At 66.3% G+C, this 15369-nt stretch carries 19 protein-coding genes; 8 read left to right on the forward strand and 11 right to left on the reverse strand.

The window, feature by feature from the left end:
- The first annotated feature begins 143 nt into the window (after positions 1 to 143).
- Genes folP through folK form a run of 3 tightly spaced genes read left to right on the forward strand, consistent with a single transcriptional unit; the run spans position 144 to position 1824 of the window.
- Entirely contained in the window at positions 144 to 980 is an 837-nt protein-coding gene (folP, locus tag ACYQOP_RS18650; protein WP_461223416.1) for a dihydropteroate synthase, read from the forward strand.
- Entirely contained in the window at positions 977 to 1354 is a 378-nt protein-coding gene (gene folB / locus ACYQOP_RS18655) for a dihydroneopterin aldolase (protein WP_461223417.1), read from the forward strand. Before folP ends, folB begins: the two co-directional genes overlap by 4 nt.
- Entirely contained in the window at positions 1351 to 1824 is a 474-nt protein-coding gene (folK, locus tag ACYQOP_RS18660; protein WP_461223418.1) for a 2-amino-4-hydroxy-6-hydroxymethyldihydropteridine diphosphokinase, read from the forward strand. Before folB ends, folK begins: the two co-directional genes overlap by 4 nt.
- A gap of 11 nt (positions 1825 to 1835) precedes the next feature.
- Here folK and ACYQOP_RS18665 read toward each other — a convergent pair whose 3' ends face one another.
- The 8 genes from ACYQOP_RS18665 to ACYQOP_RS18700 form a co-directional block, all read right to left on the reverse strand.
- Positions 1836 to 2381, reverse strand: a complete 546-nt coding sequence (locus ACYQOP_RS18665) for a L,D-transpeptidase family protein (RefSeq protein ID WP_461223419.1) — start codon at positions 2379 to 2381, stop codon at positions 1836 to 1838.
- 62 nt (positions 2382 to 2443) lie between these two features.
- Positions 2444 to 3298, reverse strand: coding sequence for a rare earth element methanol dehydrogenase accessory protein XoxJ (gene xoxJ, locus ACYQOP_RS18670; RefSeq protein ID WP_207413130.1), 855 nt, complete (start codon positions 3296 to 3298; stop codon positions 2444 to 2446).
- Entirely contained in the window at positions 3298 to 3906 is a 609-nt protein-coding gene (locus ACYQOP_RS18675; RefSeq protein ID WP_056424425.1) for a c-type cytochrome, methanol metabolism-related, read from the reverse strand. The genes xoxJ and ACYQOP_RS18675 overlap by 1 nt, the downstream gene beginning before the upstream one ends.
- 134 nt (positions 3907 to 4040) lie before the next feature.
- Positions 4041 to 5843 (reverse strand): lanthanide-dependent methanol dehydrogenase XoxF1, encoded by a 1803-nt coding sequence (gene xoxF1 / locus ACYQOP_RS18680; RefSeq protein WP_419952660.1) that lies wholly within the window; start codon positions 5841 to 5843, stop codon positions 4041 to 4043.
- Positions 5844 to 6007: 164 nt separating this feature from the next.
- Positions 6008 to 6337: a hypothetical protein gene (locus ACYQOP_RS18685; RefSeq protein ID WP_311274603.1), complete on the reverse strand. Its 330-nt coding sequence runs from the start codon at positions 6335 to 6337 to the stop codon at positions 6008 to 6010.
- A gap of 210 nt (positions 6338 to 6547) precedes the next feature.
- Complete coding sequence (locus tag ACYQOP_RS18690) at positions 6548 to 7297, reverse strand: ABC transporter ATP-binding protein (RefSeq protein ID WP_461223420.1); 750 nt, start codon at positions 7295 to 7297, stop codon at positions 6548 to 6550.
- Positions 7278 to 8015, reverse strand: coding sequence for an ABC transporter permease (locus tag ACYQOP_RS18695; protein WP_419952672.1), 738 nt, complete (start codon positions 8013 to 8015; stop codon positions 7278 to 7280). The genes ACYQOP_RS18690 and ACYQOP_RS18695 overlap by 20 nt, the downstream gene beginning before the upstream one ends.
- A 58-nt stretch (positions 8016 to 8073) precedes the next feature.
- Positions 8074 to 9054, reverse strand: a complete 981-nt coding sequence (locus tag ACYQOP_RS18700) for an ABC transporter substrate-binding protein (RefSeq protein ID WP_311274602.1) — start codon at positions 9052 to 9054, stop codon at positions 8074 to 8076.
- 314 nt (positions 9055 to 9368) lie between these two features.
- On the opposite strand from ACYQOP_RS18700, the gene ACYQOP_RS18705 reads away from it, so the two are divergent.
- Entirely contained in the window at positions 9369 to 9746 is a 378-nt protein-coding gene (locus tag ACYQOP_RS18705) for a 4a-hydroxytetrahydrobiopterin dehydratase (RefSeq protein WP_461223421.1), read from the forward strand.
- Between the two features lie 3 nt (positions 9747 to 9749).
- Here the strand turns inward: ACYQOP_RS18705 and ACYQOP_RS18710 are convergent, their stop codons facing one another.
- The 3 genes from ACYQOP_RS18710 to ACYQOP_RS18720 form a co-directional block, all read right to left on the reverse strand.
- Entirely contained in the window at positions 9750 to 9971 is a 222-nt protein-coding gene (locus tag ACYQOP_RS18710) for a hypothetical protein (RefSeq protein WP_056425532.1), read from the reverse strand.
- A 116-nt stretch (positions 9972 to 10087) separates the two neighbouring features.
- Positions 10088 to 10939, reverse strand: a complete 852-nt coding sequence (locus ACYQOP_RS18715) for a metallophosphoesterase (protein ID WP_461223422.1) — start codon at positions 10937 to 10939, stop codon at positions 10088 to 10090.
- Between the two features lie 64 nt (positions 10940 to 11003).
- Complete coding sequence (locus ACYQOP_RS18720; RefSeq protein WP_461223423.1) at positions 11004 to 11615, reverse strand: cation transporter; 612 nt, start codon at positions 11613 to 11615, stop codon at positions 11004 to 11006.
- 179 nt (positions 11616 to 11794) lie between these two features.
- Here ACYQOP_RS18720 and croR point away from each other — a divergent pair, with 179 nt between their 5' ends.
- The 4 genes from croR to ACYQOP_RS18740 all read left to right on the forward strand — a co-directional run bounded on the left by croR (position 11795) and on the right by ACYQOP_RS18740 (position 15362).
- Positions 11795 to 12274: a 3-hydroxybutyryl-CoA dehydratase gene (croR, locus tag ACYQOP_RS18725; protein WP_056425543.1), complete on the forward strand. Its 480-nt coding sequence runs from the start codon at positions 11795 to 11797 to the stop codon at positions 12272 to 12274.
- A 75-nt stretch (positions 12275 to 12349) separates the two neighbouring features.
- Entirely contained in the window at positions 12350 to 13186 is an 837-nt protein-coding gene (locus ACYQOP_RS18730; protein ID WP_461223424.1) for a TrmH family RNA methyltransferase, read from the forward strand.
- Between the two features lie 143 nt (positions 13187 to 13329).
- Positions 13330 to 14937 carry a phytoene desaturase family protein gene (gene crtI / locus ACYQOP_RS18735; protein WP_461223425.1) on the forward strand — a complete coding sequence of 536 codons (1608 nt, stop codon included), beginning with the start codon at positions 13330 to 13332 and terminating at the stop codon, positions 14935 to 14937.
- Between the two features lie 38 nt (positions 14938 to 14975).
- Positions 14976 to 15362, forward strand: coding sequence for a DUF2141 domain-containing protein (locus tag ACYQOP_RS18740; protein WP_461225380.1), 387 nt, complete (start codon positions 14976 to 14978; stop codon positions 15360 to 15362).
- The last annotated feature ends 7 nt before the right edge of the window (positions 15363 to 15369 follow it).

Genomic DNA, 15369 nt, shown 5'->3' on the forward strand with positions numbered 1-15369 from the left:
CGAAGGCGCCCTCCAGTCCTCGCGACACGACCTGGAGGCCTCCTTCGAGGCCTTCGCTTTGCTTCGGCACCTCAGGATGAGGTGGAAGAATGGGACCATCCTGGTCTACAGCATAGAGATCGATCCCTCGTCGAAGAGCTCCCGTGACGTCTTCTCCTCCGATCCTGAAAACCCTTCTGCCCGGTCTCGGAGAGCGCGTGCTCGTCATGGGTATCCTCAACGTCACCCCGGACTCCTTCTCCGATGGCGGACGTTTCGAGGATGTCGAGGCGGCACGCTCCCAGGCCGGCGCGCTCGTGGCGGAAGGGGCGGCCCTCATCGATATCGGCGGAGAATCAACGCGGCCGGGCCATACGCCCGTGTCGGCCGAGGAGGAGCAGGCCCGCATCCTGCCCGTCATCCGCGATCTCGCCCCGCGCCTTGCGGTCCCCATCTCGGTGGACACCTACAAGGCCTCCACCGCCGATGCGGCGCTGGAGGCCGGCGCGCGCATCGTCAACGATGTCTGGGGCCTGCAGCGCGAGCCCGACATCGCCCGCGTGGCGGCTGCCCATGGCGCGCCCGTCATGGTGATGCACAATCGCGAGACCATCGATCCCGCGATCGACATCATCGCCGACATGCTGCGCTTCTTCGAGCGATCCCTCGACATCGCCCGCCGCGCCGGCATCTCGGATAGGGACATCGTACTCGATCCGGGGATCGGTTTCGGCAAGAGCTGGGCCCAGCATCTCGAAGCCCTGCGGCGCCTGCCCGAGATCAAGGCGCTGGGCTTTCCCGTCCTCGTCGGCGTCTCGCGCAAGTCGATGCTCGGGCGCCTGCACGATGCCGAGACGAAGCCGGTGGATCGCCTGTTCGGCTCGCTCTCGAGCCATGTCCTCGCCGCCACGCTGGGGGCCGACATCGTCCGCGTCCACGACGTGGCGCCCCATGTCGACGCCCTTCGCGTGGTCGACGCCGTGATGCGGACAGCCTCATGACCGACCGCATCCTGGTCGAACGCATCGCCGTCTTCGCCTATCACGGCCTCCTCGAAGAGGAAGCGCGGATCGGCCAGCGCTTCTACATCTCCCTCGACTGCCGGATCGACCTGCGGCCGGCCGGTCTGTCGGACGATGTGGCGAAGACCGTGAGCTATGCCGACCTTACCGAGATCGTCGTGCGCATCGCCACCACCCGGCGCTTCGCCCTCATCGAAGCTCTGGCCGAGGCCATCGCCGCCGAGATCCTCGAGCGGTTCGAGGGCGTGGACAGCATCGTCGTGCGCGTCGACAAGCCGAGCGCGCCGGTACCGGCAGTGATCGACGGCGTCGCCATCTCGATCCTGCGCAGCCGGGCCGTACTCCCGCGATGAGTGCCGCCTATCTCGGTCTCGGCAGCAATATCGGCGACAAGGCCGCGACCATCGCCGAAGCCATCCGGCGGCTCGAAGCCAGCCCGGGCATCCGTCTCACGGCACGGTCAAGCGATTACCGCACGCCCCCCTGGGGCGATACCGATCAGGACTGGTTCCTCAACGCGGCCATCGCCGTCGAGACCGACCTGACTCCGCACGATCTGCTGGAGACAGGTCTCGCCATCGAGACCGCCATGGGTCGCGTGCGCGAGCGGCGCTGGGGGCCACGCGTCATCGATATCGATGTGCTCTCGTATGAGGGGGCGGCGATCTCCGACGAGCGTCTCGTCCTACCGCATCGTTTCGTGCGGGAGCGCGCCTTTGTCCTCGTTCCGCTCGCCGAGATCGCGCCGGATCTGGTCATCGGGCCGGAGACCGTGAGCCAGGCCCTGTCGAAGCTCGACACCACCGGTATCGTGCGGGACTGAGATCCGCCCGCTCAGGGACGCAGTTCGACGGGCGTTCCCACATCCACCCGCGCGTAGATGGCTGCCATCTCGTCATTGGCCACACCGACGCAGCCGCTGGTCCAGTCCTTCAGCCGATGGAGCCGGCCGAGCCAGGAGAAGCCGTTCATGATCCCGTGGATCATGATGTCGCCGCCCGGCTCGTAGCCGCCGTCATGGGCGGCCAGCGTATCGGCCTCGTTCGGATAGGACACTTTCAGGGAAAGATGGGCGACGCTGAGCGGGTTGCGGTAGGCGATGGAATACAGCCCCTCAGGCGTACGCCCGTCGCCCTCCCGCTGCTTGTGACCGATGGGCGAGAATCCGAGAGAGACGGGATAGGTCGCCAGAACGCGGCCCTCGCGCAGAAGAGTCAGGCGGCGGGCCGACTTCTCGACGAGGACGTGGTCGGCCCGTTCAGGCTCGGCGACGAGCTCAGGTGCGACGCGGCCGATCTGGGCGCGATCGACCGCGACGATCCCCACCGCACCCAAGGCGAAGAGAGCTCCGACCGCAAGGCCGATCCGCCATCGTCGCATTGCCACTCTCTCCGCTCGAACCTGGGGGGCTCATACCAAACCCCGCGAGTCCTGACGACCTGTCAGGGCGCGGCCGGCTCGAGCAGCTTGTTGCCTTCGTCCTCAAGCAACGGGACGTCGTAGTCGCGCAGAACTTTCTCGATATCGGCCCGGCGCTTGCGCAGGATCGTGTTGAGGCTGCGCTTCCAATCGTTCTCCTCCATCCGCACGCCCATGGCGATGCGGAAGGTGAGAGCAGGACGATCAGGCTCCTGCAGCAGCGGCACGACCTTCATGGCGACACCGCTCTGCTTGGCGAGCCAACCCGCGGCCGGCCCCCACAGGATCGCGGCGTCGATTGTCTTCTCGGCGAGATCACCGATGACCTCGGCGGAGACCGTCTGGTACTTGCGCGAGGGATCGAGCTGGTAGGGAGCGTAGGCCTTCATCGACGCGATCAAGCCGAGCTCACCCATCCGGTTCACGGGTGGCGTCCCCCCGATGACACCGATGGACTTGCCCTTGAGCTTCGGATCGTCGAGCCGGGTCACGTCGTCGAGCTCGCCGCTGCGGACGACCAGGGCATAACTGGAGCGGTAGTAGGGATTGGTGTGCTGAACCAGCTCACCGCCGGCAGCCGAGCCGATGATCAGGTCGCACAACCCGGTCCCGAGCGTATTGCGAACGAATCCGGGCCCCTGCGTCAGCCAGTAATAGCGGAGCTTGACCTTGAGCTCGTCGGCGAGGATCGCCGCGATCTTATTCTCGAATCCGTTCTCCTTGCGTTCGGAGAACGGCATGTTGCCCGGGTCGCCGCAGACGCGCAGGACATCCGTGGTGACGAGGTCGGGAAGCGACTGCGCCAATGCGGGACGCGCCCCTGCCGAGATCAGCAGGAGCGCGCAAACCGTCGTGGTGAAGGAGCCAAAGCGTGCCATTAGCCGCCCAGGCACTCCTTCTCGGCCTTCTTGGCCGCTTCCGGCTTGTCTTCCTTATCGGTCGGACGCACGCGCGGCATGGCACCGGAGGCGCGGGCCTTCAGGTAGACGTAGAGGTCGTCGGCGTAGCACATCACGTTCTTGTTATCGCCGAAGGCGGGCATCACGTTGGTGCCGCTCGAGCTGATGTCCTGCTTGCCACCGGCGATGATGCCGACGAACTCCTCATAAGACAGGCGCTTCAGCGAGTCCTTGAGGGCGGGCGCGTAGGTCGAACCCATGGCGTCGGGGCCGTGGCAGACGTGGCACTCGGCATGGTAGCGGCGGTATCCGGAATAGGCGTACCAGTCGAACTTCTTGCCGTCGTTGGTGATGTGGTAGGTCGGGGCGCCATCCCCATCGGAATACTTGCCGTCTTCGACCTTCACCGCCTGATACTTGTCGATCAGCTTGGCGTCCTTTTCAGGAGCATTCGGATCGAGCTGGTTCGCAACGGCAGGATCAGCGGCGGGCTTGGCATCCTGGGCCTGAACGGCGCCGGCGGAAGCGAATGCGAAAACGAGGGCGGCCACGAGCGGACGGATGGCGGCTTTGCTTTGATACTGCAACGACGTTTCTCCCAGGAGCAACCGTCGGCCCGTTCGACCGACGTTCGAAGTGTTCTTAATAACGATCTAATCATAAAGGTGCCGGCGCGGAAACCCGCGCCGGCACCCTATTGTCTCAGACTTCGTGCGACCGATTAGTTCGGCAGCGAGAAGACGGTCAGCTGACCACCGAGGTTGGTGTAGTTCGAGAGGGCAGCGTAACCACCCACCGCGCCGAGACCGGCGTTCGGGTCGGTCAGGCCGGCCGCGAGGCCGATGCCGGCCCAGCCACCGACACCCGACAGGATGCCGACGAACTGCTTGCCCTTGTGCTGGTAGGTCATCACGTTACCGATGATGCCCGACGGGGTCTTGAACTTGTAGAGTTCCTTGCCGGTCTTGGAGTCAACGGCCTTCAGGTAACCCTCGAGGGTACCGTAGAACACGATGTCGCCAGCGGTGGCGAGGGCGCCCGACCACACCGAGAACTGCTCCTGGTTCGACCACTTGATCTTACCAGCGACGCCGTCCCAGGCAATGAAGTTACCCATGCCGCCGTGGCTGTTGGGGGCCGGGTACATGGCCAGCGTCGCGCCGACATAGGGCTGACCCGGGGTGTAGGAGACCCGGAACGGCTCGTAGTCCATGCAGACGTGGTTGGTGGGCACGTAGAACAGGTTGGTCTTCGGCGAGAACGCAGCAGGCTGCTGGTCCTTGGTGCCGAGAGCCGCGGGGCAGATACCCTTGGAGTTGGTATCTTCGCCGTTCTGCTCGGTGGAGTACTTGGCCTGGACCAGGGGACGACCGTAGGTCTTGGAGCCCTTGTCCATGTCGACCTTGGAAGCCCAGTTCACCACCGGATCGAACTTCTCGGCGACCAGGAGCTCGCCGGTGGCGCGATCGAGGGTGTAGCCGAAGCCGTTACGATCGAAGTGGGTGAGGAGCGGACGATCCTTACCGTCGATCTTCTGATCCGTGAGGATCATCTCGTTGATGCCGTCGTAGTCCCACTCGTCGTGCGGGGTCATCTGGTAGACCCACTTGGCCGCACCCGTGTCGGGGTTACGCGCCCAGATGGTCATCGACCACTTGTTGTCGCCCGGACGCTGCTTGGGGTTCCAGGTCGAGGGGTTGCCCGAGCCGTAATACATCAGGTCGAGCTTGGGATCGTAGGAGAACCAGCCCCAGGTGCAGCCGCCGCCCGTCTTCCACTGATCGCCTTCCCAGGTCTTCAGCGAGGAATCCTTGCCGACCGGCTTGCCGAGAGACGTCGTCTTCTCCGGGTCCATGATCATGTCGGCATCGGGGCCCTGCGAGTAGCCGCGCCACACCTTCTTGCCCGACTTCGAGTCGTAGGCGGTGACGTGGCAGTTCACGCCGAACTCGCCGCCGGAGATGCCGACGATGATCTTGTCCTTGACCGGCAGAACCGTCGCGGTGTTGGTCTCACCCTTCTTGGGGTCGCCGTTGACGACGGACCAGTTCACCTTGCCGGACTTGGCGTCGAGCGAGACGACGGTGGTGTCGGCCTGGTGCAGGATGATCGCGCCGTCGGCATAGGCGAGACCACGGTTGACCGTGTCACAGCACATCACCGGGATGACGCTCGGGTCCTGCTTGGGCTCGTACTTCCAGACGATCACGCCGTCCTTGTCGAGGTCCAGGGCGTAGACGATGTTCGGGAAGGGGGTGTGCACGTACATCATGTTGCCGATGACGAGCGGCGAGCCTTCGTGGCCGCGCAGGACACCGGTCGAGAACGTCCAGGCCACCTGCAGCTGCTTCACGTTGCTGGCGTTGATCTGGTCGAGCTTCGAATAGCGCGTATTGGCGTAATCGACCGTCTGCAGAACCTGCTGGGCCGGATCGGCCGAGCGCTTCAGGACGTCGTCGTTGGCGAAGGCGGGGGCCGAAGCCACCAGACCAGCGCCGAGTGCGAGAAGATGGACCGCTCTCATGCATTCCTCCGACAAGTCTTTGACACAACTGGAGAGCAGTTCGACCTGCTTCCGTTTGCGCGACCTGTTATTTGCGACAGGGATAGTTCACTTCGATAGAGTCTCCTAAGCGGTTGTTTCCGCGAAACTTTCGCCTCAACCACCGCCTGCTCTCCCGGTCGCCGCTACCCCTTTGCGGCGCCCCTCCGAACCGAAGCTTGAATGAACTCTAAGAAAAATCTCGGCGGCGTCAACTCGATTGAGCAAGCTTGAGCATGGTCTGCATCAAGTCCTGGTGAACGAATGTCTTCCCCGGCAGGCATTTCATGCACCTGCACAAGGAAATGCTGCGTTGCAAAATCGCCAAGTTCAAAGACAAAAGCATTTGTAAGACGCAGGCGCTTCTTATGCACTCCATGCATGAGCTCGGCCTGGCATGCCAGATTCTCTCTCTTGCAGCAGAGACCATTGGTGGAAACGACCGCTTCGTCCCACGGGAGGGCAAGTTTCACCATTCGAAATAAGCATTATTTTGCCTGCTCGCAAAATAGATCGAGTGCCCCCTGCATGCGCGGAAACATCGATTGGGCGCCATTGGATCGGGCGCTGCGTTGTCTCGCCGCATGAGTACGTAGCGCGCCGCGCATGCGCCTTACGTCTTGTGCGCATGTGCATAATGTTGCGTCGGCGATATCTTGCGCCTCATGCAGGACGGTAAACGCCGCTCAAGCGGCGATGACGCCCGGAAAGCGATTCGCCAAATCCTCGCGCATGGCCTCCGACCATGCCCGGTCGCGTCTGTTGCGCGGCCGGTCGAGGGTCACGTCGGCGAGCAGGCTCGCTGGGCGCGCGGAAACGAGCAGGAGCCGGTCGGCGATCTCGATCGCCTCCGCGACGTTATGGGTGACCATGAGCACGCTCATCCCCTCGCGCCCCACCGTCTCCACCACGATCTCCCGAAGGGACGCGGCGGCCCTGTCATCCAGGGACACGAAGGGCTCGTCGAGCACCAGGATGCGGGGACGTAGGGCCAGGGCGCGGGCGAGGGCCACGCGACGCGCCATGCCCAGGGAAAGCTTTCCCGGATAGCGGCCGCGCCACGGCGTCAGCCCGAGGGATTCGAACAGGCCATCGAGATCACGCCCCCGCTCCGGGCGGGGCAGGCCGAGGCGGACGTTCTGCTCGACGCTGCGCCAGGGGAGGAGGCGAGGCTCCTGGAAGACCATGGCGATCCCCGCCTCGCGCGGATCGGGGGTCACAGCGCCCTCGTATGCGTCGTCGAGGCCGAGCAGGATGCGCAGGGTGGTGGTCTTGCCCGCCCCGGAAGGGCCGATGAGGCAGGCGATCTCCGAGCGGCGGATGGTGAAGGAGAGGTCGCGCACCGCCTCCACCGGCTCCGGCCCATCGGCGCCGTAGACTTTGCGGAGGATGGAGACGGAGAGAGCGTCCGCCATCTCAGCGCCAGCGCCGGACATACGCTTCGAGGCGCTGGAGGATGAGGATGTCGATGGCGATCATGACACTCATGAAGACGACGCTGTAGCCGATGATAGCGGCCACGTTCAGGCTCTGAACGAAGTAGAAGTTGATGGCGAAACCGACGCCGTTCGGCCGCCCGAGCAGCTCGATCACCAACACGATCTTCCAGGCCAGCGACAGGCCGGACCGGGCCGCGGCCACGACGAACGGCTGCAGTTGCGGCACCAGGACGTGGGCGATCCAGGTGCGGCGATCGAACCGGTAGGTCCGCGCCATTTCCTCGAGCCCCGGATCGAGGCCCCGCGCGCCCTCCCGCACGATCACCGCCACGTTGGGCAGCTTGTTGAGCACCACGGCCAGTACCGCGGCCCCTTCGTTGAGGCCGACCCAGATATAGGCCAGCACGGTGATGACGAGGGCGGGGGTGTTGAGCAGAATGAGGAGCGGTGTGTCGAGGGCGAGGTTCAAGCCCTTGAGGCGTCCGAGGGCGATCCCGAGGAGCACGCCGAGCCCCATGGCGATCATGAAGGAGACGCCCACCCGCGTGAGGGTGATGCCGACATTGCGCCAGAGGTCGCCGCTGGCCGATTCACTGACGATGAAATCGAGGATCGCGAGCGGTGCGGGCAGGAGCCGCGATCCCGCCAGGCTCGCCGCCGCCTGCCAAGCCGCCAGCAGCAGCAGGACGGAGACGAGCCGGGTCGCCACCCCCATGGCGTTGGAGCCGGGCCGGATCAATGTCCGCCGTGCCGATCGGAGAGGCCGCAGCGGCTCAACCGTTTCCGGCCCCGTCGAAATACAGGCCGGGGGGCAGGGTCGTCCCCGCCCCGACGAGGCGCTCGCCGCCGAGCTTGGACAGAACGCCGAACAGGCGCTCACCGTCGCCGCGCTCGGTGGCGATGGGTCGGCGCGGAATGCCGGCGAGGAAGTCCCGCTTCAGGGCCTCGAAGGTCGGCTCGTCATCGGCCGACATCAGCGGCCGTACCACCTCCCAGGCGGACGGGTCGTTGGCGAGCATCTCCTTGGCGGTGCGCGAGGCGCGGGCGAAGCCGGCGATCGCCTCGCCCTTGCCCGAGACCGTGCTCCCTTCGAACAGGTAGCCGATGAGGGCGATGGAGCCGGTGGCGCCGAAGGCGCGCATGATGTCGTCGGAGCCGATAATGCGACGGAACCCCTTGGGCTCGAGCCGTGCGCAATAGGTCCAGTAGAGCAGGGCTGCGTCGAGTTCTCCCTGTTCCAGCTTCAGGGCCAGGAGGGGCGGCGCGCCATAGGCGATCTGCGCTTGAGATTCGAGGTCGATCCCGGCGGCATCCTTGGCCTGAGCTTTGAGCAGCAGCCAGTTCTTGTCGAGGGGCCCTCCGGCGATTCCGAGGCGTTTCCCGACGAGATCCTTGAGACCTGCGATGGAACTGCCGGGCGGCACCATCAGCGATCCCTCGGTGGTGGAATAGGGGATGAAGCGCATCGCCCTGCCCTCGTTGCCGAGGCGGGCGGCCCAGAGCAGGTCCCCCACGATGGTGTCGACCTGACCGCCGAGAAAGGCGATGCGGGCGGCGTCGTTACCGGCGAGCTTGACCACGTCGAGGGTGAAGCCGTTGGCCGTGTCGAGGCCGCGCGCCTTGATGATGGCGGCCTCCCAGGACACGGTGCCGAAGGGCAGGCTGCCGACGCGCACGCTCGCCGATGCGGCCGCCACCGCGCCGGCCATGGGCCAGAGCGCCGCCGTCGCGAGCAATCCGCGCCGTGACAGCATGAGCATCGTCTCCCTGGAACCGGATTTTGAAAGCCCGGATTTTGCCGTTCGACGGCCTCATCACTGAGACTGCCCGGCGGTTCTTATATTTAATAGGGTCTCACATCTCCGTCGTCCACCGACGCGCGCCACGGTCGAGTGGCCGCAGGTGACGAGCTCGGACGACCGGGGGCGAGAAATCCGAAAAACCCGAGCTCCGGAAAACTTGCCGGACTACGCTGCTCGGGGCAGGGTCCGGACCCGGAACGCCTTTGGTACCATCACGACATCCAGTCGCTGGATTTTATCCACCTCACCCAACAGGAATGCAGGCCATGGCCGGATCACGCGAAGACGTTATCGACGACGCCACCATCGCGGAGCGTTTGAGCGCCGAGCTGCCCGCCTGGACCTACGAGGATGGCTGGATCCGGCGGACCTACAAGACAGCGAGCTGGAAGAGCACGCTGATGGTCATCAACACGGTGGGGCACCTCGCCGAGGCCGCCTGGCACCATCCGGATCTCACCGCTTCCTATGCCTGGGTCGAAGTGCGGCTGATGAACCATGCCGCCAAGGGCATCACCGACAAGGATTTTGCCCTGGCGAAGAAGATCGAGGAGGTCGTGGGCTGGCAGCCCGGAACGGAAGGCCAAGGCCTGGAGGGCACGCCCAGCGACGCGCGCTTCGCTTATATCAAGTACGACAAGTAGGGCTCACCGCGCCTCCTTCACTCTCCGGCACTCGGTCTTGAGATAGGCGGTCTTACCGATCTCCTCGTTGAGATCGGTGCGGGAGATGATTTCCTGCCAGCCGTTGGTGCAGCCGAGTTCGTTGGAAACGCGGACCTTGCGCACCTCGCTCGCCTTGTCGTCCGAACAGGCCTCGATCGGGATCGCGTTGGCGCAGACGAGCACGACGGCGATGAAGGTGTTCATGACAGGCTCCGGTGCGAGGCGGGGCCGTGCCCCTCGGCCCTCTACGTCGGACGGAGGGCTTCGGTTTCGCGTGAGCCCGCTCTCTCGAAGATGATCGGAGAGTCGAGGCCTGCCCCTCACCCCAGATCGACGAACCTCTCGGCCGAGTAAGTCGCCCCCTCCACCGGGTTGGCGATCCAGCGGGTGCGGCCGACGCGCAGGTCGTGGCCGGAGTGGAAATGGCCGGAGACCCAGAGATCGGGCCGGCTCGCCTCGGGGAGATCGTCGAGAGCGGTGGTGGCGTAGAAGGCCGGCACCCACCAGGGCACGCCGGGCGTGGTCCGGAACGCGTCGGCCGCCAGTGGACTGGCCGGATGGTGGGTGACGACCACGGTAGGGCCGGGATGCGGCACGGCGAGGGCGCCGGTCAGCTCGGCCTTCTGGGCCAGATGCGCCGCCATGGCATCGGCGGGCGACCAGACCGTGCCGTCACCCTTGCGGATCGACCCGCGAAACTCTCGCGAACCGGTCACCGGGTCGGTCATCCGCGCGGCGGCGAAGGCGACGGGGTCGGCCGGGTGGTCGGCGACGGTCTCGTCGAGCCAGCGACCGGCCAGCGACCAGTCACTCCAGAGCGTAGTGCCGACGAAGCGGATTCCATCGAGGACGACGCTGGCACCGTGGTTGAGGAGGTGGACCGGACCGCCCTCCCCCGACGTGTTGATCCGCGCCACCTCGGCCTCCAGGGCGGCGATCAATTCGGGCGCGGTGCGCGGGTCACCCGTCGGCGCATAATGTTCGTGGTTGCCCGGCACGAGCACGATGGGACGGCCCCGCGCGATCTGTCGCAGGGCGGCGAGGCCGAGCTCGGGCCGGCCCTCGTAAAGATCGCCGGGACAGACCAGCACGTCGAACGCTTCTGCCGGCCGCGCGATCGTCTCCGGACGCCGGCGCTCGAGATGCAGGTCGGAGATCGGGAACAGGCGCATCTTTCAGAACCTCATCGTCTTGGCGATGCCGGGCATTAGCGCGGCCGGGCGGCGGGGCACGCTCTCACGCGACGGGATGCGCCGCGCGCCATTCGGCACGGGCGGCCTTGAGGATGTCCACGGCCGAATCCGCGTTGAGCACGGCGATGCCGGCCGCCGCCACGAGATCGGGCCAGGGCGAGAGGGTGAGCGCCGTGACGAGGCCTGCGCCGATGATGGCGAGATTGGCAAAGGCATCGTTGCGGGCCGAGAGATAGGCTGCCCGGGTCAGGCTTCCCCCGCCCTCGCGGTGACGCGCCAGCATCATGGCGCAGACGAGGTTCACGCCGAGGGCGCCGAGGCCGGCAAGGGTGAGCGGCAGCGGCGCGGGGGGCGCCATGTCGGAGACTTTCTCCCAGGCGGCATAGGCGGTGGCGAGTGCTGGCAGCAGCAGGATGCCGGCCAGCGCCATGCCGAGCCGCGCCCGGTTTCGCAGGCTCCAGCCGATCCCGGCGAAGATCAGCAGGTTGAGCGCCGCATCCTCCAGGAAATCCAGGCTGTCGGCGATGAGCGCAAGGGAGCCGATCGCCAAAGCCACGGCGATCTCGATGCTGAAATAGGCGAGGTTCAGTCCCGCCACCCGCAGGACGACCGGGCGCAGGGTGGCGTGACCTGCCGGGGTGGATGCGTCGGTCATCGGCTCTCAGGATCGGCTCTCGAAAAAGTCTTTGCCTCTTGGACCGACGACGACAGGCCTGTCGAGCCGCGATTTTCGGCGTGCTTGCGCTGGATTTGCAGCAGCGCTTGTGCGACGCGACACGTCGGATGCGGGGCCAAGTCCCGTGAGTACGACGTGAGACGGGGGGAGACCGACCGATGATGCCAGAGCTGCGCGTCCTGTATTTCGAGGATCTCGAGGTCGGATTGTCCGAAACCTTGAACAAGGTCATCGCCTCCTCCGACGTGGTGGGCTTCGCCGAGATCACCGGCGATCGCAACCCGATCCACCTGTCCGAGCACTTCGCGGCCCGCACGCCTTTCGGCACCCGCATCGCCCACGGCCTGTATACGGCCGGGCTGATCTCGGCCGTGCTCGGCACCCGCCTGCCCGGCCCCGGCGCCATCTACATCAGCCAGACCCTGAACTTTCGCGCGCCGGTCCGCATCGGCGACACCGTCCAGGTGACGGTGGAAGTGGCTGAGCTCGTCCCCGAGCGCCGCCGCGCCCGGCTCAAATGCACCTGCTCGGTGGCGGGTGAAGTCGTCCTCGACGGAGAGGCCCTGGTGAAGGTCCCGACCAAGGAGGAGGCCGACCCGCTCGCCATCCGCATGGGCGGCCGCCCCGCGAACGCGTAGCGCCGCGCATACCCCTCTTTCCGCATGTGGGAAGAGGGCAGCTCCGGCCATGCGCTTCGTCTGCCAGGGCATAGGATGCGGCCAGCGGTGACACCCATCCCCATCGACGACCCCTCCGACCCCCGCATCGCGGCCTATGCCGCCATGCGGGAGCGCGACCTGATCGGCCGCGAGGGCCGGTTCATCGTGGAGGGGGAGGTGACCCTGCGGGTCCTGCTCTCGGGTGCCGCGCGTTTCCCGGCCGAATCACTGCTCCTCAGCCACGAGCGCTTGGCGCCCCTTTCCGATGCGCTCGCCGCCCTGTCCGCTTCGGTGCCGGTCTATACGGCCTCGAAGGCGGTGATGAGCGCCATCGCCGGCTTCCCCATCCACCGGGGCGTGATGGCGGTGGCCTCGTGCGGAGCGCCCCCACCTCTCGTCCTGCCTCCGTCCCCGGCGCCCGTCACGATGGTCGGGCTCGTCGGCTTGACCAACCATGACAATGTCGGCGGCCTGTTCCGCAACGCCGCCGCGTTTGGAGCCACCGGCATCCTTCTCGATTCCGCCACCTGCGACCCGCTCTATCGCAAGGCGATCCGTGTTTCGGCGGGCGCGGCGCTGATCGTGCCGTTCGCGCGGCTGGAGGCGGAGGCCATGCTGCACTTCGCGCAGGCCAACGACCTCGTCCCCCTGGCGTTCAGCCCGCGCGGGGAGGCGGTGCTCGCGGACCTGCCGCCCTCGCCACGCACGCTTCTGCTCCTCGGCACCGAGGGGCCGGGGCTGTCGCACGGCCTGATGGCGCGCGCCCGAACAGTGCGCATTCCCATGGCACCGGGATTCGACTCGCTGAACGTGGCGACAGCGGGAGCATTGGCGCTCCACCATCTGGCGATGCAGGCACGCGACAATCCGCACCCATTGTCCCGCTGGTGATGCCGGTCGAGATTAGGCGGCAAGCTAGGCCGGTGCGTCGGGGATTCCGGACGCCGCGACCTTGAGCTTGGAATGAATCTCGATACCCCTTACGGGAGGAACGATCCGCCGTAGGGGGCCTGTCGCCGAAGGAGTTCAACGCGTTGCTTCAGTCTCGGGATGGCATGCGGACCTTGTCCGGACGCCGCGTCATCATCGTCGGCGCCGGCCCCGGGGGATTGGCGACGGCGCTGCTCCTCGCACGAGCGGGCATCCACGTCACGGTGGTCGAGAAGGACCCTGCCGTCGGCGGCCGGACCAAGACGGTGGAGGCGCCCGGCGGCTACCGCTTCGATATCGGCCCGACCTTCTTCCTCTATCCACAGATCCTCGCCGACATCTTCGAGACATGCGGCGAGCGTCTCGAGGATCACGTCAAGCTGGAGCGGCTCGATCCGCAATATCACCTCGTGTTCGAGGGTAAGGATGCGGAGGGCAGGAACGGGGTCTCGGGCGAGATACGTGCCACCGGTGACATGGAGCGCCTCGAGGCGGAGATCGCCCGCATCGCCCCGGACGACGCCAAGAACGTCCGCAAGTTCTTCGCCGACAACCGGGTGAAGCTGAAATTCTTCAAGCCCGTGCTGGAACAGGCCTTCCACACCCTGCGCGCCATGGCCTCGCCGGCCATGATCGCCGCCCTGCCCCACCTCCATCCCGGCCGCAGCGTCGACAAGGACCTGCAGCGCTACTTCAAGGACCCGCGGGTCCGCCTCGCCTTCGCATTCCAGACCAAATATCTCGGGATGTCGCCGTTCCGTTGCCCGAGCCTGTTCACGATCCTGTCGTTCCTCGAATACGAACACGGGGTCTACCATCCCGTCGGCGGCTGCGGCGCGGTGTCGGAGGCGATGGCCGGGCTCGCCCGCCGCATGGGCGTGGACATCCGCCTCGACACTTCGGTCGACCGGGTGATCTTCGATGGCAAGAAGGCCACCGGGGTGGTCTGCGGGACAGAGACCCTGAAGGCCGACGCGGTGGTCATCAACGGCGATTTCGCCAAGGTGATCAAGGATTTGGTGCCGCAGACGCATCGCCCACGCTGGCGCGACGCCAAGATCGACAAGGCCCGCCTCTCCTGCTCGACCTTCATGATGTATCTCGGGATCGAGGGGAAAGTGCCGGCGGCGCTGGGCCACCACACGATCTTCCTGTCGGAGGAATACGCCCGCAACATCCGGGAAATCACCGAGGGCACCCTGCCGATGCAGCCCTCCCTCTATGTCCAGCACGCGGGCTACACCGATGGCGGCATGGCGCCGGCCGGCCATACCAGCCTCTACGTCCTCGTGCCGGTGCCGAACCTGAAGTCGGGGATCGACTGGCCCTCCACCCGTGAGAGCTACCGCCGCCTCGTCCTCGACCGGTTGAAGCTGCTCGGCCTCGACGATATCGAGGATCGCATCCGCTACGAGCGCATCGTCGACCCGTCGCAATGGCGCGACGATTTCTTCGTGTATGAGGGCGCCACCTTCAACCTCGCCCACGACCTGATGCAGATGTTGTATTTCCGCCCTCACAACCGGTTCGGGCCAGGGCTCTACCTCGTGGGCGGCGGCACGCATCCGGGTTCGGGCCTGCCGGTGATCTACGAGGGCGCGCGCATCACCGCCCGTCTCCTCATCGAGGAACTGTCCGCCGGGCGCGTGGGTGCGGAGGCCGCCGGCATCCCCACCACCCAGCCGCTCGCCACGTCGGGCGAAGCTTCGTGAGGCGTTTCTTCGCGACCGCTTTGGCGCTGGCCTTCGTCATGCCTCTCGATCCCGCGCGGGCAGCCACCGTCGAGGTCGTGGTGGAGGGAATCGAGCCGGGGGCGGGTGCGGTCTACGTCGCTCTGTGCCAGGGCGGCCTGTCGGAGACCGAGTGTCGCAATGGGCAGGACGTTCCCGCCGACGGCAGGAGCCAGCGGGTGATCCTCACGGGGATCGAACCCGGCGCCTACGCGGTGGCGGCCTATCAGGATCTCAACGGCAATCGTCGCCTCGACCGGACGGGCCTTGGCCTTCCCCTCGAACCCTATGGCTTTTCCGGCGAGGCGGCGCGCGCGCGACCGGATTTCGCCCGTGCGCGCGTCGTCGTGCGCGAACCGGGTCTCGCCCTGCGGGTGCGCCTCGTCCGCGCCCTGCCACCCCGCTGAACCCGCC

Source organism: Methylobacterium sp. CM6247 (genome assembly GCF_054817925.1).